This window comes from Pseudomonas sp. NPDC078416 (assembly GCF_050268485.1).
Taxonomy (GTDB): Bacteria; Pseudomonadota; Gammaproteobacteria; order Pseudomonadales; family Pseudomonadaceae; genus Aquipseudomonas.
The window spans coordinates 43,013-69,033 of the sequence record NZ_JBNNGV010000028.1 but is presented as its reverse complement, the minus strand read 5'-3'; the positions used below and the strand labels follow the sequence as shown (position 1 = coordinate 69,033).

Sequence of the window (26,021 nt, the reverse complement as noted above, 5' to 3'; positions counted from 1 at the left end):
CCCCACAGCTACAACGGCTACAGGTCGCCTGTGGCTGCAGAGGGAGCGGCTGCTTGAAAACCTAAACGGGTGTCCAGAATTACTTGACCAGTTCAAGCCGGCTCCTACAATTTTCGACAATACCCATCCTCTGCGGTGAACAGGATTCCGTAGGAGCCGGCTTGCTGGCGAATGCAGCGTGTCAGTCGATCACGATGTTGAATGTGCCGACCTCTTCGCGGGCAAGCGCGCTCCTACAGGTCTTGCACACGACGCCAGTTGTGCGGGGTGCGGAAGTCCATTGTAGGAGCGCGCTTGCCCGCGAATACGTTTTCCCGGACGGCCCTGCCTGCACTGACGAAACGCGGTTTACTTACGCCCCAAATCCTGCAACCAGTCATTCATGTTCCCCGGCAGCAGCAGTTCGTGCCGGGCGCGGGAGCTGGCGGTGTAGAGCAGCGAGCAGACGCTGGCCAGTGAATGCGTCGAGCCTGCACGCGGGGGGCGCATGAGGTCGCGGGAGAGCAGCACCGAGTCGAATTCCTGGTTCTTCACGTCTTCGACTTTTGCCAGCTTGAGGATGGCGGCGGGGTCGTTGCAGAACCGCTGGGTGGTGTCGACGAAGTCCTGCAACCGGTTGCCCTGGCCGAGCCACTCATGCATCGCCTTGAATTCATGGCTGCCGCCCATGGCCGAGGCCAGCGCGTCCCAATAGGCGTAGCGGAAGATCAGCCGGTGTTGCGGCCGCAGGTCTTCGCGGTAGAGCAGGTCCAGGCCTTTGACGAACAGGGTGAGGTTTTCAAGGGTGCGCGGCGGCATTTGAAAGCGCGCGCCCGCTTCGGTCAGGCGCTTGAACCAGGCAAACAGGCCCCATTCGTTGGCGACCAGAATCGTCGTGGGTTTTTCCGGAATCGGCATGACGCCGTGGCCGATGATCCGCGTCGGATGAGGCGCGCGGCCGACAAAGCCTTCTTTTATATCGCTGGGGTGCAACTGAATCATCGGGTTGAGCACATCGGCCATTTGCTTGCCGGCGCGGATCGACTGGGTCATGAAGCGCTGGCGAATGAAGCCGCCATGGCGCGGGGTCTTGCCGCTGAGCTGCTGGAATTCGTCGCCCAGCGTGATGACCGCCTGGGGACTGCGGTCGAGGATCTGCACCATCGGCGCCGTCAGTTCATGGCTTTCGTCGATGATGATATGGCTGTAGTTCTCGGGGATCACTTCACTGGTCAGCGCCAGAAACTTGATCCGGTGGCTGTTGCGGATCGGCAGACGAATCTGCGGCGCCGACGGCCTGACCGTCTCGCGCCAGAGCAAACGGCTGTATTCCAGCAGCAGGGCGATGTCCGCCTGACTCGCTGCATGCCCCAGTGACGGCAAATGCCGCGCCTCGATATTCGCCAGCGGCGACAGGCTGAAACTGTGCACGGTGCTGCGGCAGACCCGCGCCACGTCCCGCGGCTGCAGTTTGCCCACCGCTTGCAGGTTCAGCCACTGCGCCACTTGCCGGTCATCGACCAGTGAGCTGGCGCCGGTGCGCTGAATGTCGGTGTTGCGCCAGCCGCGCGCCGTGAGATCGCGGTTAAGCAGCAGGTTGGCCATGTGACCGAAGGTGCACGCGTTGATCCGCGCGTCGGGGTTGGCCTGACGCACCCGCGCCTGAAGCGCAGCCACTTGCCCCGGAAACGTCGCCATGAGCAGTGTCTTTTCCGGGACCAGAACCTCGAAAAACTTCGCCAGCAGGTACGTCTTGCCCACCCCGGCATAGGCCTGCAGATGGAACGACTCTTCGTTGCAGACCTTGAACTCGTCGAAGATCCGGCTCTGCTGATCGCTCAGGTGCAGCACGTCGCCGGACGGCATCACCAGCTCGCGGGTCAGTGGCTCCAGTTTGACGCGGTGACGCAGGCCGAAACCGAAGTCCCACTGCCCTTCCCCGTCGAGGTAATCCTGCTGCTCGATGTCAGCGTCTTCGAGCAGGCTGACGCCGGCAATTTCAAGCACCGAGAGTCCTGCGGCCAGATGGTCGGCGGTGAACCTGCCGCGCACCAGATCGGCAAATCGGCCGCCGGCTTGTTCAACGGAAGCGGCCGCGCGCAGGACATCATCGAGCATGCGTTCGAGCTGTTCGACGGCTGTGTTTTGCGCGACCAGTGCGTGGAGATTGAGCAGCAGCATCAGTGCAGCGAGTTGCGGCCGGCCCGCCTCACTCAGGAAATCGTCCAGCGATTCGCCGGCGGCCAGGCCTTTGCACACCTCTTCGGTCAGGGGCAGAAACAGTGACGGCGGTGGCGCGAAGGCAGCGGGTGATCTCATTGCGGGCGAAGGGTCCTGTTCGGCGCGTGGGCGCGGGCAGTCAAAAAGGAGCACAGCTTACTCCTGCCGCCCGATCACCGCCCACTTGCGTGTCGCCGTTACCATGGACGGTCCAAGAGACCGCCGTCTACCCTCTCCCTCAGACCCGGCTCTGCCGATCTCCGGCCATGCCGGCGCGGGTGTGTTCGGAGCCGCCTTCGGCGACCATCTGCCCACGGCTTTCGATCCACATCACCAGCGGCGTTTTGTCGGAGCCATTTTCGGCGACTTTCGGCGCAAGCTGGAAGCAGGCGCTGTCGTCAGCGCCGGTGTGCTGCACGGCTGCGTTGGCGTGCACGGCGAAACCCGCGAGTGCGAAAGCAACGGCGGACAGGGTGGTCTTGATCGGTGTCATGGTGTGATCCTCACGTAATCTTCAACGGTAACAAGCGAGCCGGGCGGCCGGTGACACGTCACCAGACCGAGCCTGGACTCAGTTGTCCTGCGGGCAGTTCTGGGCAACGGTCTGGTAGTTCAGGGTCTGTTGCTGGCCTTGAGAATCGAGGTAGCGCAGGTGGGCATTGACCACGCCGCAGGTCGGGGTTGAATCGACTTCGGTGGACAGGGCCTTGGCGATGTCCAGATGATCGCCGTACATGTAAGTGTGCCCTTGAGCAACGGGTTGGGCCTGGGCAGTCAGCGCGCCGAGGCTCAGGGCGGCAAACAGGGTGGCGATGCTGAGGTTCTTCCAGTTCATGATGTTCTCCGGTATTCAATGGGTCGTTCGGTTGGGGTTCGAGGCGGTGAGTGTCTGTCGTCTCGATGGGTCCCATTGAACGCCCCGCAGGTATCTCGCTTGTGTCGCGAACCGCCGGAAAATCATCCTTACGTGTCAGAGCCCGCTGCAGATACACAGCGATACATTCGCGCCGATAAACCCGCCTTTTGCATGCCCATGTATGCCCGGCAGCGCCAGATACAGTGGAATACAAACCCCGGCAGGCAAGTCACGCGCGACTGGTTAAGATGCGCCACACACACATGAATACGGGAGCTGCGGCAATGGAGCACGTCGATCACATTCTGATTGTCGATGACGATCGCGAGATTCGAGAGCTGGTGGGCAACTACCTGAAGAAGAACGGCCTGCGCACCACCGTGGTGGCGGATGGCAGGCAGATGCGTTCGTTTCTGGAATCGACCCCCGTCGACCTGATCGTGCTCGACATCATGATGCCGGGCGACGACGGCCTGCAGCTGTGCCGCGAGCTGCGCACCGGCAAGCACAAGACCACGCCCGTGCTGATGCTCACCGCCCGCAGCGACGAAACCGATCGCATCATCGGCCTGGAAATGGGCGCCGACGATTATCTGGTGAAACCCTTCGCCGCCCGGGAACTGCTGGCGCGGATCAACGCCGTGCTGCGCCGCACCCGTATGCTGCCGCCAAACCTGATCGTCACCGAAGCCGGTCGTTTGCTGGCCTTCGGCAAATGGAAGCTGGACACCACCGCCCGCCATTTGCTCGACGCCCAGGGCACGGTGGTCACCCTCAGCGGCGCGGAATACCGCCTGCTGCGCACCTTCCTCGATCACCCGCAGCGGGTGTTGAGTCGCGATCAACTGCTGAACCTGACCCAGGGCCGCGACGCCGATCTGTTTGACCGCTCCATCGACTTGCTGGTCAGCCGCCTGCGTCAGCGCCTGGCCGACGACGCCCGCGACCCGGCCTACATCAAGACCGTGCGCAACGAGGGTTACGTGTTCACCTACGCCGTGGAAATCCTCGGGGACAACCCATGAAGCTGAGCTTCGGATGGCCGCGCACCCTGGCGTCACGGCTTTCGCTGATTTTTCTGATCAGCCTGGTGCTGGCCCACGGGCTGTCGTTTGGCCTGCAATTCTATGAGCGTTACCAAAGCGCGATGACGCTGATGCTGGGCAACCTTGAGCAGGACCTGAGCACTGCCGTGGCCGTCTTCGAACGCTTGCCGGCCAACGAACGCGAAGCCTGGCTGCCACGATTCGAGCGCTCCAACTGCCGCTACATCCTCGGCACCGGTGACACGGGCACGCCGATGGACATGAGTAAAGCGCCGATGTCTGTGCACTCGATGCAGGAAAGCCTCGGCCGTGATTACGCACTGACCTTCAACACCATCCCCGACAGCCGCCCGCACTATCAGGCCCATTTGACGCTGAAGGACGGCAGCCCGCTGACGATTGATATGCGTCCGCGCATCACGCCGCTGTCGCCGTGGCTGCCGGTCTTGCTGATCGGCCAACTGGTGCTGCTGTTTGTCTGCACCTGGCTGGCGGTGCGCACAGCGATTCGTCCGCTGACCCGGCTGTCCCAAGCGGTCGACAACCTCGACCCGAACGGCGAAGGCATTCGCCTGGATGAAAGCGGCCCGACCGAAGTGGCCTTCGCCGCCGTGGCGTTCAACACCATGCAGCAACGGATTTCGACCTACGTGAAAGAGCGCATGCAACTGCTGGCGGCGATCTCCCACGACCTGCAAACCCCGATCACCCGCATGAAACTGCGCGCCGAGTTCATGGACGACGGCATCGAGAAAGACAAGCTGTGGAGCGACCTGAGCGAGATGCAGCACCTGGTCCAGGAAGGCGTCGCGTATGCGCGCAGCATGGACACCTCGACCGAGACCGCGCGGCGCGTGGACATGGATTCATTCCTCGACAGCCTGGTGTTCGACTATCAAGACGTCGGCCGCGACGTGCAGCTGAACGGCAAGACCGGCGCCGTCATCGACACCCGCCCCCACGCCCTGCGCCGGGTGCTGGTGAACCTGACTGACAACGCGTTGAAGTTCGGTGGAGCGGCAGAGATTCAAGTGGTCACCCATGCCGACCAGAGCCTGTCGCTGCACGTGCTGGACCGCGGACCGGGAATTGCCGAAGCAGAATTGTCCGAAGTGATCAAACCCTTCTACCGCGTCGAAAGCTCGCGCAACCGCGACACCGGCGGCACCGGGCTGGGCCTGGCGATTGCGCAACAATTGACGATTGCACTGGGCGGCACCTTGACGCTCACCAACCGCGAAGGGGGTGGGTTGTGCGCGCAATTGAAACTGCCTGCGCGGATAACAACGGGCTCAGTGAAGATCACGGATCTCTAAGGGGTGGTGACGAGGATCATCCCTCGTGGGACCGGCTTCAGCCGGGAAGACGCCGGTGTGAGCACCGAACATTCTGCAGTGTGACGCCTGACGCCTTCCCGGCTAAAGCCGGTCCCACTAAAGGCGACGCGTGCAGTCAGTGGGACCGGCTTGAGCCGGGACTGGACGCCGAGCGTCCGGGGCGGCATTACCACGCGGAGCGTGGGAACGATCAGCACAGAAGCAATGCCCGCAGTCAGTGGGACCGGCTTCAGCCGGGAAGCCGTTGATCTGCTCTTGATCTTGATCTTCAAACACAAAAGGTCCAGACACCGCCAATCGCGACTTGGGTGCAGGCTGAACGCAGGTCTCGCGGAGTGGGCCGAGCGGCATGGATGCCGCGAGAGCCGTCCCCCGCCATGGATGGCGGATGGCGGCGGGCCCACGGAGCGGGACCGGAGTGAAGGAACCCTGACGAAGGAAGGGCCTAACCAGGAGCAGGCACTTTTGCTTACTTTTGGTGCTTTTCAAAAGTAAGTCGCCGAAGGCGAAACAGTCTGCCCCCCGGCAGACGCTCTTGATCTTAAGGATCTTGATCTTGATCTTGATCTTCAAACGCCCCGCGAAACACCCTGTATCATTCGCCCTCCTCCTACGTAGCGAAATCAAGGACTGTTCATGCGTATCCGCTCCCTGACTCCTCTTGCTTTGATCATTGGCGCGACGATGGGCGGCCAGGCCCAGGCCAGCAGTGACGATTCCTGCTACCCCACCTGGTCGCTGTTGCGCGATTCGCTGGACGTCTGCAACAACCTGCCCTTCCTCACCCCCGGCAACGACAGCCGGGTCAACCTGCGTCTGCTGCTGGCCGATCGCAAGGCGCTGACGCTCAAGCCCAACGCGCTGACCGAGCAAGAGCTGGCCGAGGGCTATGGCCCGGTGCCGTTTGCGGCGTTCAGGTTGGCCAACGAAGAGATCGAGGGCGACGAAAGCGAGGAATCAGGTGCCGCCGCCATGGCCGACCTGCTGGGCAAACTCAGCCTCAGCCGCGACAGCACCGACACCGCCGGCCAGGCCTTCCTGCAGGGCGAAGGCAGCCGCTGCCGCAGTAACCGCGACGAGAGCGCCGCTGATTTCATCGGCCAGTTGCTCGACACCGAAGGGCTGTCCGCCACCGAGCGCCAATCCCTGGCCCGCGCCCGCCTGCAACTGCTGGACGCGTGCACCTGGGAGGCGGACAAACAGGCCAGCCTGTTGCCGACCGATGTTCAGTCGCCCGAGGCCAAAGCTTTCGTCACCTACCTTCGTGCGGCATCGGATTTTTACAGCGGGCGCTTCAGCGACGCGGAGAACGGGTTCAACACCCTCGCCGACAGCCCCCAGCCGTGGCTCAAGGAAACGGCGCTCTACATGGTCGCCCGCACCCGGCTCAATGCCGCGCAACAGGACGCGTTCGACGAATACGGCAGCCTGAAGGAAGACCACGATCGCGCCGCTTATGCCGGCGTCGGTCAAGCCATCGAGCATTACCTCAGCGCTTACCCCGATGGCCGCTATAGCCGCTCCGCCAGCGGATTGCTGCGACGGGTCCACTGGCTGGCAGGAGACACCGACAAACTGGCGGCCGATTACACCTGGCAACTGACGCAAGCCAGCGACGCCCGCGCGTCTGCCTCGCCGGAATCCTTGATTCAGGAAGCCGACAACAAGCTGCTGACCGCCCTGACCGACGCCACGTCATCGCCGTTGATGACGGCGACCCATGACCTGATGATCATGCGCCCGGACCTGCCAAACCGGCTGACCCGCGAACAGCTCGACGGGCAAAAAGCCCTGTTCGCGGATCAACCGGCGATGTTCGATTACTTGCAGGCGGCTTTTGCGTTCTACGTCGACAAGAAACCGGCCGAAGCACTGAAACGTCTGCCGAACGACGTCCCCGAAAAACTGGATTACCTCGCTTTCAGCCAGCAGACCCTGCGCGGCCTGGCCCTGGAAGCGAGCAACGATGTACCTGCCGCCCAAGCACTGTGGCTGAAACTGCTGCCTCTGGCACAGCAACCCTTGCAGCGCGAACAGCTGGAGCTGGCGCTGGCGATGAACTATGAGCGCAGTGGGCAACTGGCCAAAGTCTTCGCCAGCGATTCGCCGATCACGTCCGCACAAGTGCGGCTGATTCTGCTGGGCAAGGTGGCCGACGCGGCGCTGCTTCGCCAGCAGATCGGTCAGGGCATCAGCGACGTCGAGAAAGCCACCGCGCAGTTCGTCCTGCTCTACAAAGAACTGCTCCACAGCCAGTACGCCACGTTCGCCGATGACGTGAAAGCCCTGCCGGATCAGCCTGCCGGCACAAAGCTTGGCACCAGCCTGGGTTATGTCTATGACGCCGGGCAGACGCTGCAGTTGTTCCGCTGGAACGGCGCCAAGGCCGAGTCGGGCTACGCCTGCCCGAGCATCGGCGAGATCGCCGCCGCGTTGCAGGTCAATGCCAAGGACGCCAAAGGGTTGAATTGCCTGGGTGAGTTCATCCTGCGCAACGGCTTGGACGGCATGCCGCTGGACAGAAAGCCCGACGCGGGTGAGTTGGGCAGCAGCGAACCCGGCTTCAAGGGCGAGGTGTTCTCGCGCCTGAACGGCTACCAGACGGTGATCGCCGACAGCAAGGCGGCCCGTGACGACAAGGCTTACGCGCTGTTCCGGGCGATCAACTGCTACGCGCCGTCTGGCTATAACAGTTGCGGCGGCAAGGACGTTGCACCGGCCGTGCGCAAGGGCTGGTTCAAACAACTGAAAACCACGTATGGCACCACCAGTTGGGGCAAGTCGCTGCAGTATTACTGGTGATTAGGAAGCGGCTTCGCTGGCAGGTGCTTGCCAGCTTGTTCATCACAGGCTTGAGCAGCGGCATGGCGTGGGCGGCGGTGGACGCTGGCGAACACGATGCCTTCTGGTTGTGGAGCGGTGTGGCGACGCAGCCGGTGCTGGATCGGGCTCAGACGCTGTACGTGCTGCAAGGCCAGATCAGCGCGACCCGTCGTGATCGGCACACGCCGGCGCTGATTGCTCAAGGCATGAGCGTGACGCATCTGCCCCAGCAGGAGGTGTGGATCGTCTACCGCGCCCACACCCTGCGTTGGCCGGAGCCGGTCTACAAACAGCTGTTGGGCCAAGTGCAACGCTGGCGGGATACGGGCACGGCGGTCGCCGGCGTGCAGATCGACTTCGATGCGCGCACCCGTTATCTGCAGGACTACGCGGCGCTTCTCAAGGACCTGCGCCAGCGCCTGCCGCCTGAGTTGAAACTGAGCATTACCGGGCTGATGGACTGGAGCAGCAATGCGGATTCCCAGTCGATCGGCGAGTTAAAGGGCGTGGTCGATGAAGTGGTGGTGCAGACCTACCAGGGCCGCCACAGCATCCCCGACTACGCCGCCTACCTGCCGCGCATCAGCCGGATGGGGCTGCCGTTCAAAATTGGCTTGGTGCAGGGCGGCGAATGGCAGCCGCCCGGGTATCTGCAGGACAGCCCGTGGTTTCGGGGCTATGTGGTGTTTTTGCTGAATCAGCAGTAACTAAAATCCGCGTCATAACGCAAATCCCTGCAGGAGCGCGCTTGCCCGCGAAAGCGTTCTGCCTGTCACGAATCGCACGCCTGACACACCGCCTTCGCGGGCAAGCGCGCTCCTACAGTTGATCGGGGTACACCGGAAATTTGCGTTGGACGCAAGACCTGTTGGAGCTTGCTCGCGAAAGCGGTATGTCGGTAGACACGTCGTTTCAGATCCAACGCTTTCGCCAGCAAGCCGGCTCCTACGGGTTTTTGTATGAGCCGACGATTGTGTGCGTTGCCACACTCCACTGTAGGAGCGCGCTTGCCCGCGAAAGCGTTCAGCCTGTGACGAATCGATTGCCTGACACACCGCTTTCGCGGGCAAGCGCGCTCCTACAGGTGGATTTCATCCAACCGAGATATTGCGTCGAGCGCCATTCATTGACCATGGGGCCATGCCGCCAATGCGCCGTGATCAATGGCCTCTTCCCGGCTAAAGCCGGTCCTGCAAAAATTGCGGTTCGCGCCGGCACCATTGGCACACCGCGCACCCTGTGGGACCGGCTTCAGCCGGGAAGGCGTTGGTCGCCGCACCGTAAAACCATCTGCCTTAAACCTCAATATCCAGCAACGCCGCACCCAGCGCCTTGCCGTGGGCGTCCAGCGCCAGTGACCGTGTAACCCCACCCTTCAAAATCCCCGGCAACACAAAATTCAGCGCGTGCACCTTCGGCAGTTCATACCGAAGCACCTGCGAGGCATCGTCCCCCAGCAGCTCGGCGAAATGCGCAGCCACCCGCTCGGCCGTCAGCGCCTGCAGCAATCGTGGGTAGTCTTCGGGATTGAAGGCGATCACCGAAATATTCGAGGTGTCGCCCTTGTCGCCGGTCCGGGAATGGGCCAGTTCGCGCAATTTCACGGTGCTCACGATGCGTCCTCCAGATGAACCTGCGCCTTGATGGCATCCCGCGGCATCAGCAGCGACGCCACCGCCACCACCTGGCGCACGCCCTTGGTCGCGCCGCCGCCGCCATAGGGTCCGTTGGTGTAGAGGGTTTCCACTTCATTGCCGATGCGCACGGCTTCGGCCTTGTCAGCGCAGCGAGCGGCGACCCGCAGGCGCACTTCCCACGGCTCGGCCGCTGCCCGCGAACCCAGTGCCATACCGTGCAACGCGTCCACGCCGATCAGCTCGGCGCGCACGTCATCGAAGACCACACAGGTCAGCTGCAAACGTTCCAGCACCACGTCCCGCGCCAGTTGCGCGCGGGCCAGTGCACCGGGGCCGCCGTAGGAAATCTGCCCTTCGCCGATCCAGCCGTCGAGATATCCCACCGAGATCTTGAGCGTCTCGGGTCGAGCGCGGCCATCCGCCCCCTCGGCCCGCACTTCGTTAGTGGCGAGTGGATGGAACGACACGCCAGAAAAATCCGCCGTCACGTCCGGGGTCAGGTACGCCGCCGGGTCGTGCACTTCATACATCATCTGCTCGGTGCAGGTGGCCGTGTCGATCCGCCCGCCGGAGCTGGCGACCTTGCTGATCACCGCCCTGCCCTCGGCATCGACTTCAGCCAGCGGAAACCCGAGCCGCGCCAGATTCGGCACCTCTTTAACGCCCGGATCTGCAAAGTAGCCGCCGGTAATCTGCCCGGCACATTCCAGAAGATGGCCGATCAACGTGCCGCGTCCCAGCCGCGTCCAGTCGTCTTCTGCCCAGCCAAACGCAAAAAGCTGCGGCGCGAGAAACAACGAAGGGTCGGCAACCCGGCCGGTAATCACCACATCGGCATCGGCCTTCAGCGCCTCGACAATTCCCTCGGCGCCCAGGTAAGCATTCGCCGAGATCAAGCGATCACCCAACGAAGCAATCGTCGCGCCGTTATCCAGCATCTGCTCAGGACTCGCCTTGAGAACAGCAAGCGCGTCATCCCCCGTCACCGCGGCGACCGTCAGCCCGTGCAAACCCAGCTCGACCGCGATGCGCCGCACTTCCCGCGCCGCCGCCAAGGGGTTGGCCGCGCCCATGTTGCTGATCAGCCGCAGCCGACGCTGCCCCGCTTCTCGCCCAAGCCCCACGAAGGGCAGCACGCGACGCATGCGCTCGCTCAGCAGCGGGTCGAAACCGGCTTCGGGATCGCTAAGCCGCGCCTGTTGCGCCAAGGCAATGGTGCGTTCGGCCAGGCATTCGAAAACCAGGTAATCAAGGTCGCCCTTCTCGGCCAGTTCCACTGCAGGCTCGATACGGTCACCGGAATAACCGGCGCCAGAGCCGATACGTAAGGTCTTCATTTAAAACACTCCCAGCAGCAGTGCGGTCAGGGTCATCAGCACCGATGCGGCAAACAGAAACGGAATGGTGAAGCGCTGGTGGTCGGCCAGCTCGACCTTGCACAGCCCGACCAGCAGAAAGGTCGCCGGCGTCAGCGGGCTGACCGGGAAGCCGGTGGTGTGCACGCCCAGCAGTGACGCCTGTGCCACTTGCAGCGGATCGACGCCCAGAGAGCGGCCGACTTCAGCGATCACCGGCATCACGCCGAAATAGAAGGAATCGGGATCGAACAGCAGGCTCAGGGGCATCGACACGAAGCCCACCACCATCGGAATCAATTTGCCGTGACCGGCCGGGATCTGCGCCACCGCCACTTCGGCCATGGCCTTGAGCATGCCGGTGCCCTGCATGATGCCGGTGAACACCCCGGCCGCCAGAAGAATGCTGGCCATGGTCAGGGCGGTCTTGGCGTGGGCATCGATGCGCGCGCGCTGGGCGTCGACGTTGGGGTAATTGATGCACAGCGCCAGCACCGTGCCGACCATGAACATCACCACCGGATCGACCCAGCCGGAGATCATGATCCCCATGACTGCGAGGGTCAGCAGCAGGTTGAGCCAGAACAGGCGCGGCCGGCGCAGCACCGCTTCCTGCTCGGTCAGCGTGCGCTGCGGCACCACATCGATGTGCTCGGCCGTGGTCTGAAAACGGCCCAGCCCCAGGCGCTTTTCCTCGCGCCGCCCGAGCATCCAGGCGCAGAAGAAGACAAACGCCAGGCCGACGATCTGCACCGGAATCAGCGGCTGAAACAGCTCGGACACCGGCACGTGCAGCGCCGCAGACGAGCGCAGCACCGGCCCGGTCCACGGCAGGAAATTCACCCCCGCCGCCATCGCCGCGACGCAGGCCAGAATCCGCCGGTCGATGCCCAGCCGTGTGTACAGCGGCAGCATCGCCGGGATCGTCACCAGAAAGGTCACCGCGCCGGAACCGTCGAGGTGCACCAGCAACGCCAGCAGCGCGGTGCCGACGACAATCCGCGTAGGACGCGTGCCCACGGTGCGCAGGATGCGGTCGATGATCGGGTCGAGCATGCCGGCGTCGGTCATCACCCCGAAGAACAGAATGGCGAACACGAACATGCCGACCACCGGGGCGACGTTCTTGATACCGGTGATGATGAAGCCGCTGGTTTGCAGACCGAATCCGCCGATCAGCGCAGCGATGATGGGCAAGGCGATCAGGGCGACCAAGGGCGAGAGGCGCTTGCTCATGACGGCAGCGAGCAGGCAGAGGATGGTAATGACACCGAGGGTGGCGAGCATGGTTTGATCCTTCGTCGTCCCTGACCGGCGTGCGGCGGGACGAGCTGTTGTTGTTTTCAGCGAGTATCGAAACGGGGGTAAGCTTTGTAAATTGAAATGTTCGGCGCCCTGCGTTCGGAAAAACCGAATGACGCCCGTGGGGCAACTTCTTCGGAAAACCAAGCCATGAAGAACTCGATTCAGCACATCCGCGCCTTCCTGGCCGTCGCCCACACCGGCAGCTTTGCCAAAGCCGCGCTGGAGCTGAATCTGTCACCGTCCGCCCTGACGGTGCAGATCCAGCAGTTGGAAGAATGGCTCGGCGTCGCGTTACTGGAGCGCAGCCCGCGCCAGGTCAGCCTGACCGCGGCGGGTCAGAACAATCGCGGGCCCATGGAGAAACTGCTGCTGGACCTGGACAACATTGTCAGCGGCTCGCGGGACCTGGCCGCGCTGCGTCGGGGCGTGGTGACGATCGCCGCCCTGCCCTCGATGTGTTCCGGCACGCTGCCGCCCATTCTGAAATCCTTTCGCGAGCAATTCCCCGGCGTCGAAGTGCGCCTGCGGGACGTGGTGGCGCAGCGGATCGATGCGCTGGTGCGTGAGGGCGAAGTGGATTTCGGGCTGGGCGTGCGGGCGCGAATGGGCCACGGACTGGCGTTCGGCGTGGTGATGGTCGACCGGCTGAGCCTGTTCGTCCCTGCCGATCATCCGCTGGCACGGGAACGCTCGATCACGCTGCAGGCGCTGACCGGACAGTCGATCATCCTTACCGGCCGCGACAGCAGCGTGCGTGAGCGGGTGGAACAGTTATTTGCCGAAGAAGGGCTTGTGCTGACGCCCGGGCTGGAAGCGAACTACATGTCGACGGTCATGGCGCTGGTGCGGCAAGGGCTGGGGATGACGTTGCTGCCGGAATCCGCCGACGAAGGCCGCGGCGATTTGACGCAGGTGCGGGTCGAGCATCCTGGGGTGTGTCGGGAGATAGGGCTGATCACCCGAACGGGTGTGGGCCTGAGCCCCGCCGCCCAGAGATTCGTCGAAATCATGAAGGACGCCCTGTCACCGCAACTACCGTAGGAGCCGGCTTGCTGGCGAAAGCGTCCGTGTTCAGACATCGCCCTCTTCTGACGTGCCGGGTTCGCCAGCAAGCCGGCTCCTACAGTAGATCTCGACTATTCCCATCATCTGCGGCGGACAAGATTCCGTAGGCCGTCAACCGCCCCAGCTGAACGCGAGCTGAACACCTACACACCAAGCAGCTTTTTGCAAAAAAACCAGTACACCCATTCAATAATGAGTATCATTATGTTACACAATGGCTGAATGCGAATGGCTACCTGACGCATTCACGTCGCACACCCTATCAGATCTGCACCGGTGATAAATGCTCGTTCCTTTTTTGATCATGCTGCGCGAAGGGATTGAAGCCGCGCTTATCGTTGGCATCATTGCCAGCTACCTGAGACAGACCGGCCGTGGCGAGTGGATGCCCGCGGTGTGGATCGGCGTGTTTCTGGCTGTCGCCCTGGCGCTGTTCGTCGGCGGTGGCCTGGAGATGGTCAGCGCCGAATTCCCGCAAAAGCAGCAGGAACTGTTCGAAGGCATCGTCGGCCTCGTCGCCGTGGTGATCCTCAGTTCCATGGTCGTGTGGATGCGCAAGGTCGCCCGCTCGGTCAAACATGACCTGCACCAGTCCCTGGACGCCGCTTTGGCCGGGTCGAGAAACCAGACTTACGCGCTGATCGGCATGGTGTTCTTCGCCGTCGCCCGTGAAAGCCTTGAAACCGTGTTCTTCCTGCTCGCCGTGTTTCAGCAGAGTGAAGGCATGTCCGGCCCGCTGGGTGCGCTGTTCGGCCTGATCATCGCGGTGTGCATCGGCGTCGCCATCTACAAAGGCAGCATGCGCCTGAACCTGAGCAAGTTCTTCCGCTACACCGGCCTGTTCATCCTCGTCGTCGCGGCGGGCATTCTGGCCAATTCGGTGCGCTCGCTGCACGAAGCCGGGGTCTGGAACCACTTCCAGGACGTGGTCTTCGACATCAGCGCGATCCTGCCGATGGATGGCCCGACCGGTTCGGTGCTGGCCGGCATGTTCGGTTATCAGGATGCGCCCACCGTCAGCGTGCTGGTGGCGTACCTGGCGTACCTGGTCTTTGCGCTGTTCCTGTTCTTCAAGCCCCAGGCGCGGGTGGTGAGTCTGCCCACCCGTCCGGCCCATGAACACGGCCACACTTCTTCCGTTACGAATTCAGTTACGAACAAATAAGGGCACTCATGAACTCCACTGCCAACGGCCTTCCTCCCAAGAAAGCCAAGCCATCTCGCGCCCTGCAGTTCGCCGTTGCGGGCTCGGTGGTGCTAATGATCGCCGCCGGCGCGATGTTCTATTTCGCCTCCCAGGCCGCGCAAAAAAAGCGCATCGCCAACAGTGGCAATGAGACCGTCGTGACCATCAACGCGAAAAACTGCGAGCCGAATGCGATCACCGTGCCGGCCGGCAAGAACGCCTTCCGCATCGTTAACGCCTCGGACCGCGCCGTGGAGTGGGAAATCCTCGATGGCGTGTTCGTGGTGGAAGAACGCGAAAACATCGTTCCGGGCCTGAGCCAGGTCATCAATGCCAACCTGCAGCCGGGCGATTACGCCATCACCTGCGGCCTGCTGAGCAACCCGCGCGGCACCCTGCACGTAACGCCGACCGCTGAATCGGATGCCGCCGCCAAAGCGCGTCCGTCGATGGTCGCTTTCATCGGTCCGCTGTCCGAATACCGCGTCTACCTGAGCACCCAGAGCAGCGCGCTGATCCGCGCGGTCAATGATCTGCAACAAGCCATCGACAGCGGCGATCTGGCCCAGGCGCAGAAAGCCTACGCGCCGGCCCGTGCTGCCTATCAGCGCATCGCCCCTGCGGCCCAGCGCCTGTCCGAGCTGGACAACGCCATCAACGCCCGCGCCGATTACTACGAAAAACGCGAGCAGGACCCGGGCTTCGGCGGCTTCCATCGCATCGAATTCGGCCTGTTCTCGCAGAAATCCGTCGACGGCCTGACGCCGGTCGTGCAGAAGCTGCAAACCGACATCGCCAGCCTGAAACAGCAACTGCTGGCTCAGAGCATCGCCCCGGAACAGCTGGCGAGCATGGTCGTGCGCAACATGCGCAGCATCGCCGAGGTCCGCAGCAACGGCGAAGAAGAACGCTACAGCCACCTCGACGTGAACGGCTTCGCCGCCAACCTGGAGGGGACACGCAAGGTCATCGAGCTGCTGCGTCCGCTGCTGGCCAAGTCCTCCGGCGAGGTGCTGAAAAAGATCGACACCGCGAGCACCGCGCTGGATGACCAGTTGCTGATGCTCAAGACCGCCGACGGCTTCACGCCGTACGACCAGGTCAGCACCGAACAACGAAAACAAATAGCAGACAAGGCCAAGGCACTGGCCGATGCACTCGATGGAATCGATCCGGCCCTCGGCCTCTCAGGCCTGTGAGCGTGCCCGGGCGGGTGCCCCATGCGCCCGCCTGGCCTTGAAACCAGAGCGAAGACAGCATTCACATGAAAGACTCCGATTCAAAAAACGCGCCGATCTCCACGGACCGTCGCCGCGTCCTGCTGGGCCTTGGCGCTGCGGGCGCAGCGGTGGCCGGTGCAAGCCTGACCGGCAACGCGTTCGCCGCCACCGCGCCGGCGCAGGTCACCGAAGCACCGAAAAGTGAAAAGACCCAGGACCACAACGAGTTCCATGGTCCGCATCAGAGCGGCATCGTCACCCCCCGCCCTACCGCCGGGATGATGGTTTCGTTTGACGTGCTGGCCCAGGACCGCGAAGACCTCGAGCGCATGTTCCGCACGTTGAACGAGCGCATTGCGTTTCTGATGACCGGCGGCCCCGTGCCCAAGGTCGATCCGAAACTGCCACCACTGGATTCCGGCATCCTCGGCCCGGTGGTCACGCCGGACAACCTGACCATCACCGTGTCGGTGGGTGACTCGCTGTTCGACGACCGCTTTGGTCTGGAATCCGTCAAACCCAAGCGTTTGCAGCGCATGGTCGGTTTCCCCAATGACGCGCTGGAGGCCGATTGCTGCCATGGCGACTTGAGCATTCAGTTCTGCTCGAACGCCCCGGACAGCAACATTCACGCCCTGCGCGACATCGTGAAAAACCTGCCGGACCTGCTGCTGGTGCGCTGGAAACAGGAAGGCACCGTGCCCGCCCAGGCCCCGCTGAAACCGGGCCAGGCGCCGGAAAGCGCGCGCAACTTCCTGGGTTTCCGCGACGGCTCGGCCAACCCCGATTCGAACAACCAGAAAACCATGAACGAGCTGGTCTGGGTGCAACCGGGCAGCGACGAACCGGCCTGGGCCGCCAACGGCAGCTACCAGGCAGTGCGCATCATCCGCAACTTCGTCGAGCGCTGGGACCGTACCCCGCTGCAGGAGCAGGAGTCGATCATCGGTCGGGTCAAAACCACGGGCGCGCCGATGCATGGCAAGACCGAAGCCGATGTCCCGGATTACGCGACAGACCCCGAAGGCAAGGTCACCAAGCTGGATGCGCACATCCGCCTGGCCAACCCGCGTACGGCCGAAACCCAACGCAACCTGATCCTGCGTCGCCCGTTCAACTACTCGAACGGCGTGAACAAAAACGGTCAGCTGGACATGGGCCTGCTGTTCATCTGCTATCAGGCGGATCTGGAGAAAGGCTTCATCACCGTGCAGACGCGCCTCAACGGCGAGCCACTTGAGGAGTACCTCAAGCCGGTGGGCGGCGGGTATTTCTTTACCCTGCCGGGCGTGGTCGACAACAACGACTTCATTGGCCGGTCGCTGCTGGCCGCCTCTGCCCAGACAACAAAAACTGCCTGACACCCCTTACCTCACAGGAAGAGCTCTATGAAAAAGTCGCCCCTCGCGTTATTGCTGACCTTTGGCGTGTTGCAGACATCGATGTCCGCGTTCGCTGCCACCGCGCCGCTGGACCTGGTCACGCCGGTTTCGGATTACAAGATCTACGTGACGGAAAACGTCGACACTCTGGCCGCCGACACCCAGAAGTTCACCGACGCGATCAAGAAAGGCGACCTGGCGACGGCGAAGAAGCTGTTCCCGACCACGCGTCTGTCCTATGAGTCGATCGAGCCGATCGCCGAACTGTTCAGCGACCTGGACGCGTCGATCGACTCCCGCGAGGACGACCACGAAAACGGCGTGAAGGCCGATGATTTCACCGGTTTCCACCGTCTGGAATATGCGTTGTTCTCGCAGAACAGCACCAAGGATCAGGGCGTGTTCGCGGACAAGCTGTTGGCTGACGTGAAAGAGCTGCAGTCGCGTATCGCCGGCATCACTTTCCCGCCGGAGAAGGTCGTGGGCGGTGCTGCTGCGCTGATGGAAGAAGTGGCGGCGACCAAGCTGTCGGGCGAGGAAGATCGTTACAGCCATACCGATCTGTATGATTTCCAGGGCAACGTTGACGGTTCGAAGAAGATCGTCGATCTGTTCAAGCCGCAGCTGGAGCAGTCGGACAAGGCGTTCGTGGCGAAAGTCGAGAAGAACTTTGCGACGGTGGACAAGATCCTGGCGAAGTACAAGACCAAGGACGGTGGCTATGAGACGTACGATAAGGTGAAGGAGCAGGATCGCAAGGCGCTGGCGGGTCCGGTCAATACGTTGGCTGAAGATCTGTCGCAGATGCGCGGGAAATTGGGTCTGAACTGATTTCGATGCGATGAAAAGCCCGTTTGCCGAGAGATGGCAGGCGGGCTTTTTTGTTTTTAGGCTGTAGAAGCCAGATCAAGTGCGTCGGCCTAACGGCCTCAGTTTCGCCTCCGGCGAGTTACTTGGAAAAGCACCCCAAGTAACCAAGGGTGCCTGCTCCTGGTTTGGCCCCTCCTCCGTCGGGGTTCCTTCACTCCGGTCTCGCTCCGTGGGCCCGCGCCGAACGGGCATCCATGCCCTGACGGCGCTCTCGCCGCATCCATGCGGCTCGGCCCACTCCGCGAAACCTGCGTTCAGCCTGCACCCAAGTCGCGATTGGCGGTGTTTGAGCTTTTTGCATATGAAGATCAAGAGCAGATCAAAAGCGCGTTAAGCAGATCAAGTGATTCCCGGCTGAAGCCGGTCCTGCGGGAAGCGCGGTCATTGTGGGACTGGCTTTAGCCGGGAAGAGGCCGGATCGCTCGCCATCCGTTTTGCGGCTTGACGATCAGACTATTACAACGGTGATTGTGAAATGAATACTACAAGAAACACTACAAAGGCCTATGTTGTGGAAGCCTCGCCATCAGAAATAACAGTGAAAGTCATAGATGATGGTGTGATTGACCTACTCGTAGCGTTAGGTTTCGTCCCCACGCCAGACAAAGAACAGAAAGTGATGTCTTTGGTAACACTAAATCAACGCTCAAAAATAATTGTTTTTGAAAAATTGCGAGATGCGGGAGTTTGCTTTTCCGCAGGTCCAGGTTGGTGTCCTGCCGACGTATTTGAATTTCTGAGAGAGAATAAGATGCTAAGCGGGCCGTACCGCAGAATAGTGTGGCGTGGGCCGGGTGAGTCGCAAATAATCGAAAACAGCTAGTGAATACTTCAAGGTATCTGGGAACCATCGTTTTTTGCGGTGTAACTATCGACGCTTTCCCGGCTAAAGCCGGTCCCACTAAAACACCGCGTCCCCCAGTGGGACCGGCTTTAGCCGGGAATGGACGCGGAGCGTCCTCAGATGCATACCCACGCGGAGCGTGGGCACGATCAGAGGGAATGAATGCGGTGTCAGTAGGACCGGCTTCAGCCGGGAAGCCTTTGATCTGCTTCTGATCTGCTTTTGATCTTCATACGCAAAAAGCCCAGACACCGCCAATCGCGACTTGGGTGCAGGCCGAACGCAGACGACGCGGAGTGGGCCGAGCGGCATGGATGCCGCGAGAGCGCCGCCAGGACATGGATGTCCGTTCGGCGCGGGCCCACGGAGCGTCGTCGGAGTGAGGGAACCCGACGAAGTCGGGCCAAACCGAGAGCAAGCACCCTTGGTTACTTGGGGTGCTTTTCCAAGTAACTCGCCGAAGGCGAAACAGTCTGCCCCCAGGCAGACGCTCTAGATCTTGATTTTGCTTCAAAGATCTCAAGCCAGACTAGATCCCGCTGAACCAGTTGTACCCCTGATCTTCCCAATACCCCCCGGGATTCTCATTGCTCACCACAATCTCCACGATATGCTTCGGATTCTTGAACCCCAGCTTCGTCGGCACCCTCACCCGCAACGGATAACCATACTCCGGCGGCAGCGCCACCTCGGCAAAATCCAGCGCCAGCAACGTCTGCGGATGCAACGCCGTCGGCATATCCAGACTCGAGTAATACCGATCCGCGCACTTGAACCCGACAAACTTCGCCGTCGTGTCCGCGCCCACATGCTCCAGGAACGTCCGCAACGGCACACCGCCCCACTGCCCGATCGCGCTCCAGCCCTCCACACAGATCAAGCGCGTGATATCGCTGCGCTGGGGCAACTTGCGCAGTCCCTCCAGCGTCCACGGCGCCTTGTCGCGGACCAGCCCCGACACACCCAGCTTCCAGTCCGCCGTGTCCAGCTCCGGAATATCGTCCTCGCTGTAAAACGCATTGAACGGAAACGGATTACGGACCTGATCCTTGCTGAACGTCGGCGCCAGCTTCTGCCCGCTGAACAGCCAGGCCTGAACCCGGTCGTTCCAGCGCGACATGCTCCACAGCACCTTATCCACCTGATCGCCATCCTGCAGGTTACAACCGGTGAGCATCGCCATCGCGCCCACGGTCAGCCCGCCTTTGAGGAAATGCCGACGCTGCAGGCTCTCCAGCTGGATCTGCTGGGCCGGCTCCAGCTTGATGCGCGCAATGGCGCGTTTTTTAGGCTCAATCATGCTCAACCTTCCCGCTTTCAATCCCACGCGTACCGCCGGTGATCATCGGCATCAGGGTTTTCGGCACCATCAGCACCAGGGCCAGATGCACCACCACGAACGCGCCAATGAACGCCATCGCCGCAAAATGCACATACCGGGCGAAGTCGTATCCGCCGAACACTGCAGTCAATTCCTGCAACTGAATCGGCTTCCAGATCGCCAGCCCCGTCAGCACGATCAACACACCGGCGGCCAGCACCAGCCAGTACATCAACCGCTGCACGGCGTTGTAGACGCCCTTCTCGTGCTTGAGACGAAAGCGCAACGCATCGAGCATGTCGCGCTTGACCGCTGTGGGGGTGACCGGCAAAAAATCGCGCTTGAAATGCCGACTGAACAGGCCATACAGCACGTAGATCAGGCCGTTGATCACCAACAGCCACATCACTGCGAAGTGCCACGCCAGCGCGCCGCCCAGCCAGCCGCCCAGGGTGAAATCCCGGGGGAAGGAGAAGCTGAACAGCGGCGACGCGTTATAGATGCCCCACCCGCTCATGAACATGCAGACCATGCCGAAAGCATTGATCCAGTGCGTCAGGCGGATGGGCCATGGATGAATTCTGGTTTTTTTCATGGTGCGAGACTCATCACGGATTCGGTGAAAGCGGCGCCGTGAGACGCCGCAACCCGCTTACATCGGCGGCTGGAAGCCGTCTTTGCCGACCGCGACACCGCGTGCGGTCTTGCCGTCTTCGCCCGGGAACACGACGATCTTCGCGCCCTTGACCAGCTCATCGACCTTGCCTGGCTGCACGTAGGCGATTGGCACGTCTTCCGGCACGACCAGCTGCTTCTCGCCGCCTTTGTAGCCGACGCTCAAGGTGCGGCCGTTGGCCTTGCTGAGCTTGCCGACGGTGCCGTTGGTCATGGTGCCGGTGCTGCCGTCAGCGTTTTCCCAACCGTAGTGGCCTTCGCCGCTGCCTTTGAGGCTCGGTTCAAACACGGTCACTTCCAGGGCTTTCAGCGTGCCGTCGGCCTGGGGGATAGCGGCCGAACCGATGAAGCTGTCCGCTTTGATCGACTCGATGTCGGTCTTGGAGACCAGACGGATGCCGGTCTTGTCGGTCAGGCCGATGCTCTGATGGGCGCCGGAACGGGTGGTGAAATTCAGGGTGTTGCTGTCGACGCTGTCGACCGTCCCGCGCAGTGGCTTGACCACCGGCATGTCACCCGCAGCCATGCCGGCGGCAGAGGCCATGACGGCGGCGCTGAGCATCAGCATGCCGAACGTGGTGGTCAGGGCTGTCTTCATCTTCATCGGTGAATTCCTTCTGGCAGTTAGGGAAAGTTGAAGCTGAGGGTCATGTGTGTTGCATGACGGCCATCCTGTACCCGCAACCGGCACCCGACAATGACCGCCCGATTACATTTTTGTCATTCAAGCACACCGCCGCTAAGCGTGTCGGCCAAGGCGGCAATCAATGACAAAAATGTAACCGACCACGCGCCATCCGTTCGTTACACTCCACATCCGGCCAGGCCTGCAGCCCTGCGCGCCTGTTCTGACCCAATCTGATGAATCATCCGACACCCCACGCCGGCGACGCTGCCAACGACGTGAAGCGAGCCTGACAGACGATGCACATTCTGCTTATCGAAGACGACACCAAGACCGGCGAGTACCTGAAGAAGGGCCTCACCGAGTCCGGTTACAAAGTCGACTGGACCCAGCACGGCACCGACGGCCTGCACATGGCCCTTGAGCACAGCTACGATTTGCTGGTGCTCGACGTCATGCTGCCGGGCATCGACGGCTGGCAGATCATCGAAATCCTGCGGGCGAAACAGGATGTGCCGGTGCTGTTTCTCACCGCCCGCGATCAGTTGCAAGACCGCATTCGTGGCCTGGAACTGGGCGCCGACGATTACTTGGTCAAGCCGTTTTCCTTCACCGAATTGCTCCTGCGCATCCGCACCATCCTGCGTCGGGGGGTGGTGCGCGAGGCCGATCATTTCCATCTGGCCGATCTGGAACTGGACCTGCTGCGCCGTCGGGTCACGCGCCAGCAACAGGTCATTACCTTGACCAACAAGGAGTTCGCGCTGCTGCATCTGTTTCTGCGCCGCGAGGGCGACGTGCTGTCCAGGGCGCAGATCGCTTCGGAAGTCTGGGACATGAATTTCGACAGTGACACCAACGTTGTCGACGTGGCGATCAAGCGCCTGCGCAGCAAGGTCGACACGCCCTACCCGAGCAAACTCATCCACACCGTGCGCGGCATCGGTTACGTCTGCGAGGTGCGGCCATGCGAGCCCGACGCCAACCATCCCTGACCCTGCGCGCGACCCTGGCGTTTTCGGTGGTGGCCATGCTCGCGGTCGCCAGCGCCGGCATGTACCTCTACGAGACCATGAAAGGCGCGGTGATGACCCGCAGCGACCATGCGGTGCTGGCGCGGCTGGATCACTTTCGCAAACTGCTGCAATACGACCTGACCCTGACCACGCTGCAAAGCAGCCCGCAGCTGTTCGAGAACATGCTCGACAGCGAGGACGACATTTTTATCATTGCCGAGCCGGGCAAGCCTGCGGTGATCATGGTCAACCCGCTGCACGCGCCGCTGCCGCCGATGCCGGTGGTGCCGGCCAACATGCCGCTGAGCGTGGCCGACATGCGCAGCGGCATGCTGGATTCAGGCGTGCCGATGCGCGCGGCGACGGTCGAAGCAGTGTCCGGCGGCAAGGTTGTGCACCTGACGGCGGCGCACATCGCGGTCAAGGAGATGGCCACCCTGGCGGGTTTCCGTAACCGCATCCTCTTTGCCGTGGCGGTAGCCTTCATGGTGACCGCGCTGCTGGGTTACGTGTTGCTGCGCCGGGGTCTGCGGCCGCTGCGCAGGATGGCCAGCCACGCGGCGGCCATCACCCCGGCGCAGCTGGACAGCCGCATGGACAACCGCGACACGCCGGTGGAGCTTCAACAACTGGGCGAGGCCTACAACGCGATGCTCGACCGGCTTGCCGATGGCTATCAGCGGCTGACGCAGTTTTCCGCCGACCTGGCCCATGAAATCCGCACGCCGGTGGGTTCGTTGATGGGGCATTGTCAGGTGGCACTGCGCCAACCGCGCACCGAGGATGAATATCAGGCGTTGCTGGCCTCGAATCTGGAGGAGCTGGAACGCATCTCGCGGATGGTCGAAAGCATCCTGTTCCTGGCGCGGGCCGATGAAGCCCAAGCCGCGCTCAACCGCCAGACGCTGGATCTGGCGGACGAGATGCAACGGGTGGCCGGGTATTTCGAAGGGCTGGCGGAGGAACGTGAAATCACCCTGCTGACCAAAGGCGACGCGCAAATCGACGCCGATCCCTTGTTGCTGCGCAGGGCGCTGAGCAACTTGGTGGCGAACGCGATTCGGTACGCCGATGAAGGCAGCGTGATCGACATTCGTGTAATCGAAAGCCGAGTGGTTGAGGGCAGCAGGCACTGCCGCATCGAAGTGGAGAACCAGGGCCCGACGCTGGACGACGCCACCCTGGGCAAACTGTTCGACCGCTTCTATCGCGGCGACGCCTCACGTCACCAGAGCTCCGACTCCAACGGACTGGGCCTGGCGATCGTCGCCGCGATCATGCAGCTGCATGGCGGCGAAGTGACGGTCAACCAGCCTGCGCCGGGGCGGATCTGTTTCGGGTTGGTGTTTCCTTCGCGGCGCTGACGGAGCAACTGAGGGAGTGGGTATGTCCGGCCAACACAGGACATGTAGGAGCGCGCTTGCCCGCGAAAGCGGTGGGTCAGGCAAGATTGATGGCACAGGCATATCGCCTTCGCGGGCAAGCGCGCTCCTACACGGTTTTTTGTATCGGCCAATATTCCGGGCTGTGACGCTCACTGATCACTGCCGCATCCGCATCGAAATGCCTCACGCCTTCTTGTCGTGGGTCGCCTGCAGTTTGTAGAACGTCGCCGCGCCGCCCTCGGTGGCGTATCCGGTGTTGTCCTGGGTGTACACGCCGGCCTTGAAGTACAGCGGCTTGCCGCTCCACGACGGGTCGAGTTTGGCGCCCCATTGCATTTCATGGGCGTTGACCGTGAGGTTGCCGGCGGCGGTCAGGTGGATGGTGTAGGTGAAGCGCTCCTTGAGCAGCACGCCGGTCGCGACCTGGATCACCGCTGGCTCGGAGGTCGGCGTCAGGCGAAACTTGACGACGATGTTGCCGCTTTTGAGTTTTTCCTTGTACTGATACTCAAGCTTGATCAGCGGCTCGGTGCTGCCATAGCAGTGGATCTGGCCGATGACGATCTTGCCCGTCGAAGGCACCTGATCCACGGTCAGCGCCGCGCGCAGGAAATTGTCCGCCTGGGAGTAGACCCAGTTGTGCACCGCACCGTTGGCGTAGGTCTCGCGCAATTCGGTACGGGGATAGATCGCGTTGTCAGTCCTTGACCCGGTGACCGGTGCCCAGAAGAACAAAGTGTCCCCTGAACGGAAGTAACCATCCTTGTAGCCGGCCACCAGTTTTGGCGTGTCGATGGTGGCGGCGGGGATACCGACCGGTACAGAAAGATTCCAGATGGCGAGATCAATCATGGTGCACTCATGGTGCGCGATGCGCACAGCAAAGAAGGTGTCTGGAACAGGCCTGTCACTGCCGTTCCCGTCATCTTTGCTATCGGCTGAACCGTTTGATCTTTAGTCGTCCCCGGAGTCAAGAAACCGCCGAGCCGCCTGGAGACGTGAGCAAGGCCAGTACAGTGCCACTACAGAATGAAAGTGGCCCATTGCCCTCTCGATTTGCACAGCCAGCGTAAACCGGGGAATGAGGGCTAATAATTTGGCGCCATTTTTTTGGAATCCGCTTAGACGGCGCTGAAAAAATTAGTTCAGGCAGCGAGGTGCTGGCCGACAGACGGTAGGAGAAAATTCCTGCCCGATACTGTTTTCCTTCCCGATTGGCGGTCGTAGGCGTCTGGCACGCCCCTCGCGTTCAAGACCCGATTCAGACAACCCCTCCTGCGACAATCTGCCAGACCTGCCCCATCAGATTCCATTTGACGCCACCACAGTGTTACAAGATATTATTAGTTAGCAGCCTAATAATGCAGCGCCTAATCATTCAGCTCCTAACCAAATCCACGTACCGTTTCAATGGCCTTTTCATGAACCCTGACACCCTGCAAATGCGCGTCACCGGCGGCGTCGTCGCGGCCTCCCGGCAGTGGCGTCGCGTCTGCCAGACCACGCTGATCAACGTCGGCGTCTCCGAAGCCTGCGCCGGCCCGTTGCTGATGATCGCGCGCCTGGGTGAAGGCGTGCGTCAGGTCACGGTGGCCCAGGCCTGCGGGCTGGAAAGCCCGTCACTGGTGCGCCTGCTTGATCAACTGTGCAAAGCCGGGCTGGTGCAGCGCACTGAAGACCCCACCGACCGCCGCGCCAAGGCCTTGAGCCTGACCGACGAGGGCCGCGCGCTGGCCAATTCCATCGAGGAGGAGCTGATCCGCCTGCGTCGCGACATCTTCAGCCACGTCGACCCCGCCGATCTGGAAGCAACGCTGCGCGTGTTCAACGCCATCGCCGAAGCCACGCCGACGGCGCCGGAGTCGTCATCTTGA

The 26,021-nt window shown here is 62.0% G+C and carries 23 protein-coding genes and 1 pseudogene; 13 read left to right on the top strand and 11 right to left on the bottom strand.

The window, feature by feature from the left end:
• Positions 1–348: 348 nt before the first annotated feature.
• The 4 genes and pseudogenes from ACQKEN_RS20685 to ACQKEN_RS20670 form a co-directional block, all read right to left on the bottom strand.
• Positions 349–2,298, bottom strand: coding sequence for an AAA family ATPase (locus tag ACQKEN_RS20685; protein ID WP_427688329.1), 1,950 nt, complete (start codon positions 2,296–2,298; stop codon positions 349–351).
• Between the two features lie 40 nt (positions 2,299–2,338).
• Positions 2,339–2,419 (bottom strand): annotated as a pseudogene (locus ACQKEN_RS20680) (hypothetical protein); the annotation flags it as partial.
• A gap of 18 nt (positions 2,420–2,437) precedes the next feature.
• Positions 2,438–2,692, bottom strand: a complete 255-nt coding sequence (locus ACQKEN_RS20675; protein ID WP_427688327.1) for a hypothetical protein — start codon at positions 2,690–2,692, stop codon at positions 2,438–2,440.
• Positions 2,693–2,770: 78 nt separating this feature from the next.
• Positions 2,771–3,034 carry a DUF2790 domain-containing protein gene (locus tag ACQKEN_RS20670; RefSeq protein WP_427688325.1) on the bottom strand — a complete coding sequence of 88 codons (264 nt, stop codon included), beginning with the start codon at positions 3,032–3,034 and terminating at the stop codon, positions 2,771–2,773.
• Between the two features lie 305 nt (positions 3,035–3,339).
• Between ACQKEN_RS20670 and ACQKEN_RS20665 the strand changes: the two genes are divergently transcribed.
• The 4 genes from ACQKEN_RS20665 (at position 3,340) to ACQKEN_RS20650 (ending at position 8,968) form a co-directional block, all read left to right on the top strand.
• Positions 3,340–4,080: a response regulator gene (locus tag ACQKEN_RS20665; protein WP_427688323.1), complete on the top strand. Its 741-nt coding sequence runs from the start codon at positions 3,340–3,342 to the stop codon at positions 4,078–4,080.
• Positions 4,077–5,417 (top strand): ATP-binding protein, encoded by a 1,341-nt coding sequence (locus tag ACQKEN_RS20660; protein ID WP_427688321.1) that lies wholly within the window; start codon positions 4,077–4,079, stop codon positions 5,415–5,417. Before ACQKEN_RS20665 ends, ACQKEN_RS20660 begins: the two co-directional genes overlap by 4 nt.
• A gap of 657 nt (positions 5,418–6,074) precedes the next feature.
• On the top strand, positions 6,075–8,240 hold the full coding sequence (locus tag ACQKEN_RS20655) for an outer membrane assembly lipoprotein YfiO (protein ID WP_427688319.1): 2,166 nt from the start codon (positions 6,075–6,077) through the stop codon (positions 8,238–8,240).
• A gap of 62 nt (positions 8,241–8,302) precedes the next feature.
• Positions 8,303–8,968 carry a DUF3142 domain-containing protein gene (locus ACQKEN_RS20650; RefSeq protein ID WP_427688347.1) on the top strand — a complete coding sequence of 222 codons (666 nt, stop codon included), beginning with the start codon at positions 8,303–8,305 and terminating at the stop codon, positions 8,966–8,968.
• Between the two features lie 588 nt (positions 8,969–9,556).
• On the opposite strand, the gene ACQKEN_RS20645 is transcribed toward ACQKEN_RS20650, so the two are convergent.
• Genes ACQKEN_RS20645 through ACQKEN_RS20635 form a run of 3 tightly spaced genes read right to left on the bottom strand, consistent with a single transcriptional unit; the run spans position 9,557 to position 12,600 of the window.
• Complete coding sequence (locus ACQKEN_RS20645; RefSeq protein WP_427688317.1) at positions 9,557–9,874, bottom strand: AtuA-related protein; 318 nt, start codon at positions 9,872–9,874, stop codon at positions 9,557–9,559.
• The gene (locus ACQKEN_RS20640; protein WP_427688315.1) at positions 9,871–11,235 is read right to left on the bottom strand and encodes an acyclic terpene utilization AtuA family protein; all 1,365 of its coding nucleotides are present in this window, start codon (positions 11,233–11,235) and stop codon (positions 9,871–9,873) included. Before ACQKEN_RS20640 ends, ACQKEN_RS20645 begins: the two co-directional genes overlap by 4 nt.
• Positions 11,236–12,600, bottom strand: a complete 1,365-nt coding sequence (locus tag ACQKEN_RS20635) for a CitMHS family transporter (protein WP_427688345.1) — start codon at positions 12,598–12,600, stop codon at positions 11,236–11,238.
• Between the two features lie 105 nt (positions 12,601–12,705).
• On the opposite strand from ACQKEN_RS20635, the gene ACQKEN_RS20630 reads away from it, so the two are divergent.
• The 6 genes from ACQKEN_RS20630 (at position 12,706) to ACQKEN_RS20605 (ending at position 19,104) form a co-directional block, all read left to right on the top strand.
• On the top strand, positions 12,706–13,599 hold the full coding sequence (locus ACQKEN_RS20630) for a LysR family transcriptional regulator (RefSeq protein ID WP_427688313.1): 894 nt from the start codon (positions 12,706–12,708) through the stop codon (positions 13,597–13,599).
• 307 nt (positions 13,600–13,906) lie between these two features.
• Entirely contained in the window at positions 13,907–14,788 is an 882-nt protein-coding gene (gene efeU, locus ACQKEN_RS20625) for an iron uptake transporter permease EfeU (RefSeq protein WP_427688311.1), read from the top strand.
• Positions 14,789–14,883: 95 nt separating this feature from the next.
• A complete protein-coding gene (efeO, locus tag ACQKEN_RS20620; RefSeq protein WP_427688343.1) occupies positions 14,884–16,008 on the top strand; it encodes an iron uptake system protein EfeO in 1,125 nt (374 codons plus the stop codon).
• Between the two features lie 65 nt (positions 16,009–16,073).
• Entirely contained in the window at positions 16,074–17,390 is a 1,317-nt protein-coding gene (gene efeB, locus ACQKEN_RS20615; RefSeq protein WP_427688309.1) for an iron uptake transporter deferrochelatase/peroxidase subunit, read from the top strand.
• Between the two features lie 27 nt (positions 17,391–17,417).
• Complete coding sequence (gene efeO / locus ACQKEN_RS20610) at positions 17,418–18,242, top strand: iron uptake system protein EfeO (RefSeq protein ID WP_133775788.1); 825 nt, start codon at positions 17,418–17,420, stop codon at positions 18,240–18,242.
• Positions 18,243–18,756: 514 nt separating this feature from the next.
• Entirely contained in the window at positions 18,757–19,104 is a 348-nt protein-coding gene (locus ACQKEN_RS20605; protein WP_427688306.1) for a hypothetical protein, read from the top strand.
• A gap of 550 nt (positions 19,105–19,654) precedes the next feature.
• Here ACQKEN_RS20605 and ACQKEN_RS20600 read toward each other — a convergent pair.
• The 3 genes from ACQKEN_RS20600 to ACQKEN_RS20590 are packed head-to-tail and all read right to left on the bottom strand — an operon-like array spanning position 19,655 to position 21,719.
• Positions 19,655–20,425 (bottom strand): molybdopterin-dependent oxidoreductase, encoded by a 771-nt coding sequence (locus tag ACQKEN_RS20600; RefSeq protein ID WP_074889123.1) that lies wholly within the window; start codon positions 20,423–20,425, stop codon positions 19,655–19,657.
• Positions 20,418–21,041 (bottom strand): cytochrome b/b6 domain-containing protein, encoded by a 624-nt coding sequence (locus ACQKEN_RS20595; RefSeq protein WP_427688304.1) that lies wholly within the window; start codon positions 21,039–21,041, stop codon positions 20,418–20,420. Before ACQKEN_RS20595 ends, ACQKEN_RS20600 begins: the two co-directional genes overlap by 8 nt.
• A 57-nt stretch (positions 21,042–21,098) precedes the next feature.
• Positions 21,099–21,719, bottom strand: coding sequence for a hypothetical protein (locus ACQKEN_RS20590; RefSeq protein WP_427688341.1), 621 nt, complete (start codon positions 21,717–21,719; stop codon positions 21,099–21,101).
• A gap of 326 nt (positions 21,720–22,045) precedes the next feature.
• On the opposite strand from ACQKEN_RS20590, the gene ACQKEN_RS20585 reads away from it, so the two are divergent.
• Together ACQKEN_RS20585 and ACQKEN_RS20580 are read left to right on the top strand one after the other, a co-directional pair.
• Positions 22,046–22,741, top strand: a complete 696-nt coding sequence (locus ACQKEN_RS20585; protein WP_427688302.1) for a heavy metal response regulator transcription factor — start codon at positions 22,046–22,048, stop codon at positions 22,739–22,741.
• Positions 22,714–24,126 carry a heavy metal sensor histidine kinase gene (locus ACQKEN_RS20580; RefSeq protein ID WP_427688300.1) on the top strand — a complete coding sequence of 471 codons (1,413 nt, stop codon included), beginning with the start codon at positions 22,714–22,716 and terminating at the stop codon, positions 24,124–24,126. Before ACQKEN_RS20585 ends, ACQKEN_RS20580 begins: the two co-directional genes overlap by 28 nt.
• Positions 24,127–24,330: 204 nt before the next feature.
• On the opposite strand, the gene ACQKEN_RS20575 is transcribed toward ACQKEN_RS20580, so the two are convergent.
• A complete protein-coding gene (locus tag ACQKEN_RS20575) occupies positions 24,331–24,999 on the bottom strand; it encodes a polysaccharide lyase family 7 protein (protein WP_427688298.1) in 669 nt (222 codons plus the stop codon).
• 569 nt (positions 25,000–25,568) lie between these two features.
• Here ACQKEN_RS20575 and ACQKEN_RS20570 point away from each other — a divergent pair.
• A complete protein-coding gene (locus ACQKEN_RS20570; RefSeq protein WP_427688296.1) occupies positions 25,569–26,021 on the top strand; it encodes a MarR family winged helix-turn-helix transcriptional regulator in 453 nt (150 codons plus the stop codon).

Coding starts and splice junctions, on each gene's coding strand:
- ACQKEN_RS20670 (WP_427688325.1), bottom strand. CDS start 3,034: ATGAACTGGAAGAACCTCAGCATCGCCACCCTGTTTGCCGCCCTGAGC.
- ACQKEN_RS20580 (WP_427688300.1), top strand. CDS start 22,714: ATGCGAGCCCGACGCCAACCATCCCTGACCCTGCGCGCGACCCTGGCG.
- ACQKEN_RS20575 (WP_427688298.1), bottom strand. CDS start 24,999: ATGATTGATCTCGCCATCTGGAATCTTTCTGTACCGGTCGGTATCCCC.
- ACQKEN_RS20630 (WP_427688313.1), top strand. CDS start 12,706: ATGAAGAACTCGATTCAGCACATCCGCGCCTTCCTGGCCGTCGCCCAC.
- ACQKEN_RS20660 (WP_427688321.1), top strand. CDS start 4,077: ATGAAGCTGAGCTTCGGATGGCCGCGCACCCTGGCGTCACGGCTTTCG.
- ACQKEN_RS20585 (WP_427688302.1), top strand. CDS start 22,046: ATGCACATTCTGCTTATCGAAGACGACACCAAGACCGGCGAGTACCTG.
- efeO (WP_133775788.1), top strand. CDS start 17,418: ATGAAAAAGTCGCCCCTCGCGTTATTGCTGACCTTTGGCGTGTTGCAG.
- ACQKEN_RS20595 (WP_427688304.1), bottom strand. CDS start 21,041: ATGAAAAAAACCAGAATTCATCCATGGCCCATCCGCCTGACGCACTGG.
- ACQKEN_RS20640 (WP_427688315.1), bottom strand. CDS start 11,235: ATGAAGACCTTACGTATCGGCTCTGGCGCCGGTTATTCCGGTGACCGT.
- ACQKEN_RS20650 (WP_427688347.1), top strand. CDS start 8,303: ATGGCGTGGGCGGCGGTGGACGCTGGCGAACACGATGCCTTCTGGTTG.
- ACQKEN_RS20600 (WP_074889123.1), bottom strand. CDS start 20,425: ATGATTGAGCCTAAAAAACGCGCCATTGCGCGCATCAAGCTGGAGCCG.
- ACQKEN_RS20675 (WP_427688327.1), bottom strand. CDS start 2,692: ATGACACCGATCAAGACCACCCTGTCCGCCGTTGCTTTCGCACTCGCG.
- ACQKEN_RS20590 (WP_427688341.1), bottom strand. CDS start 21,719: ATGAAGACAGCCCTGACCACCACGTTCGGCATGCTGATGCTCAGCGCC.
- efeO (WP_427688343.1), top strand. CDS start 14,884: ATGATCGCCGCCGGCGCGATGTTCTATTTCGCCTCCCAGGCCGCGCAA.
- ACQKEN_RS20605 (WP_427688306.1), top strand. CDS start 18,757: ATGAATACTACAAGAAACACTACAAAGGCCTATGTTGTGGAAGCCTCG.
- ACQKEN_RS20570 (WP_427688296.1), top strand. CDS start 25,569: ATGAACCCTGACACCCTGCAAATGCGCGTCACCGGCGGCGTCGTCGCG.
- ACQKEN_RS20655 (WP_427688319.1), top strand. CDS start 6,075: ATGCGTATCCGCTCCCTGACTCCTCTTGCTTTGATCATTGGCGCGACG.
- ACQKEN_RS20685 (WP_427688329.1), bottom strand. CDS start 2,298: ATGAGATCACCCGCTGCCTTCGCGCCACCGCCGTCACTGTTTCTGCCC.
- efeB (WP_427688309.1), top strand. CDS start 16,074: ATGAAAGACTCCGATTCAAAAAACGCGCCGATCTCCACGGACCGTCGC.
- ACQKEN_RS20665 (WP_427688323.1), top strand. CDS start 3,340: ATGGAGCACGTCGATCACATTCTGATTGTCGATGACGATCGCGAGATT.
- efeU (WP_427688311.1), top strand. CDS start 13,907: ATGCTCGTTCCTTTTTTGATCATGCTGCGCGAAGGGATTGAAGCCGCG.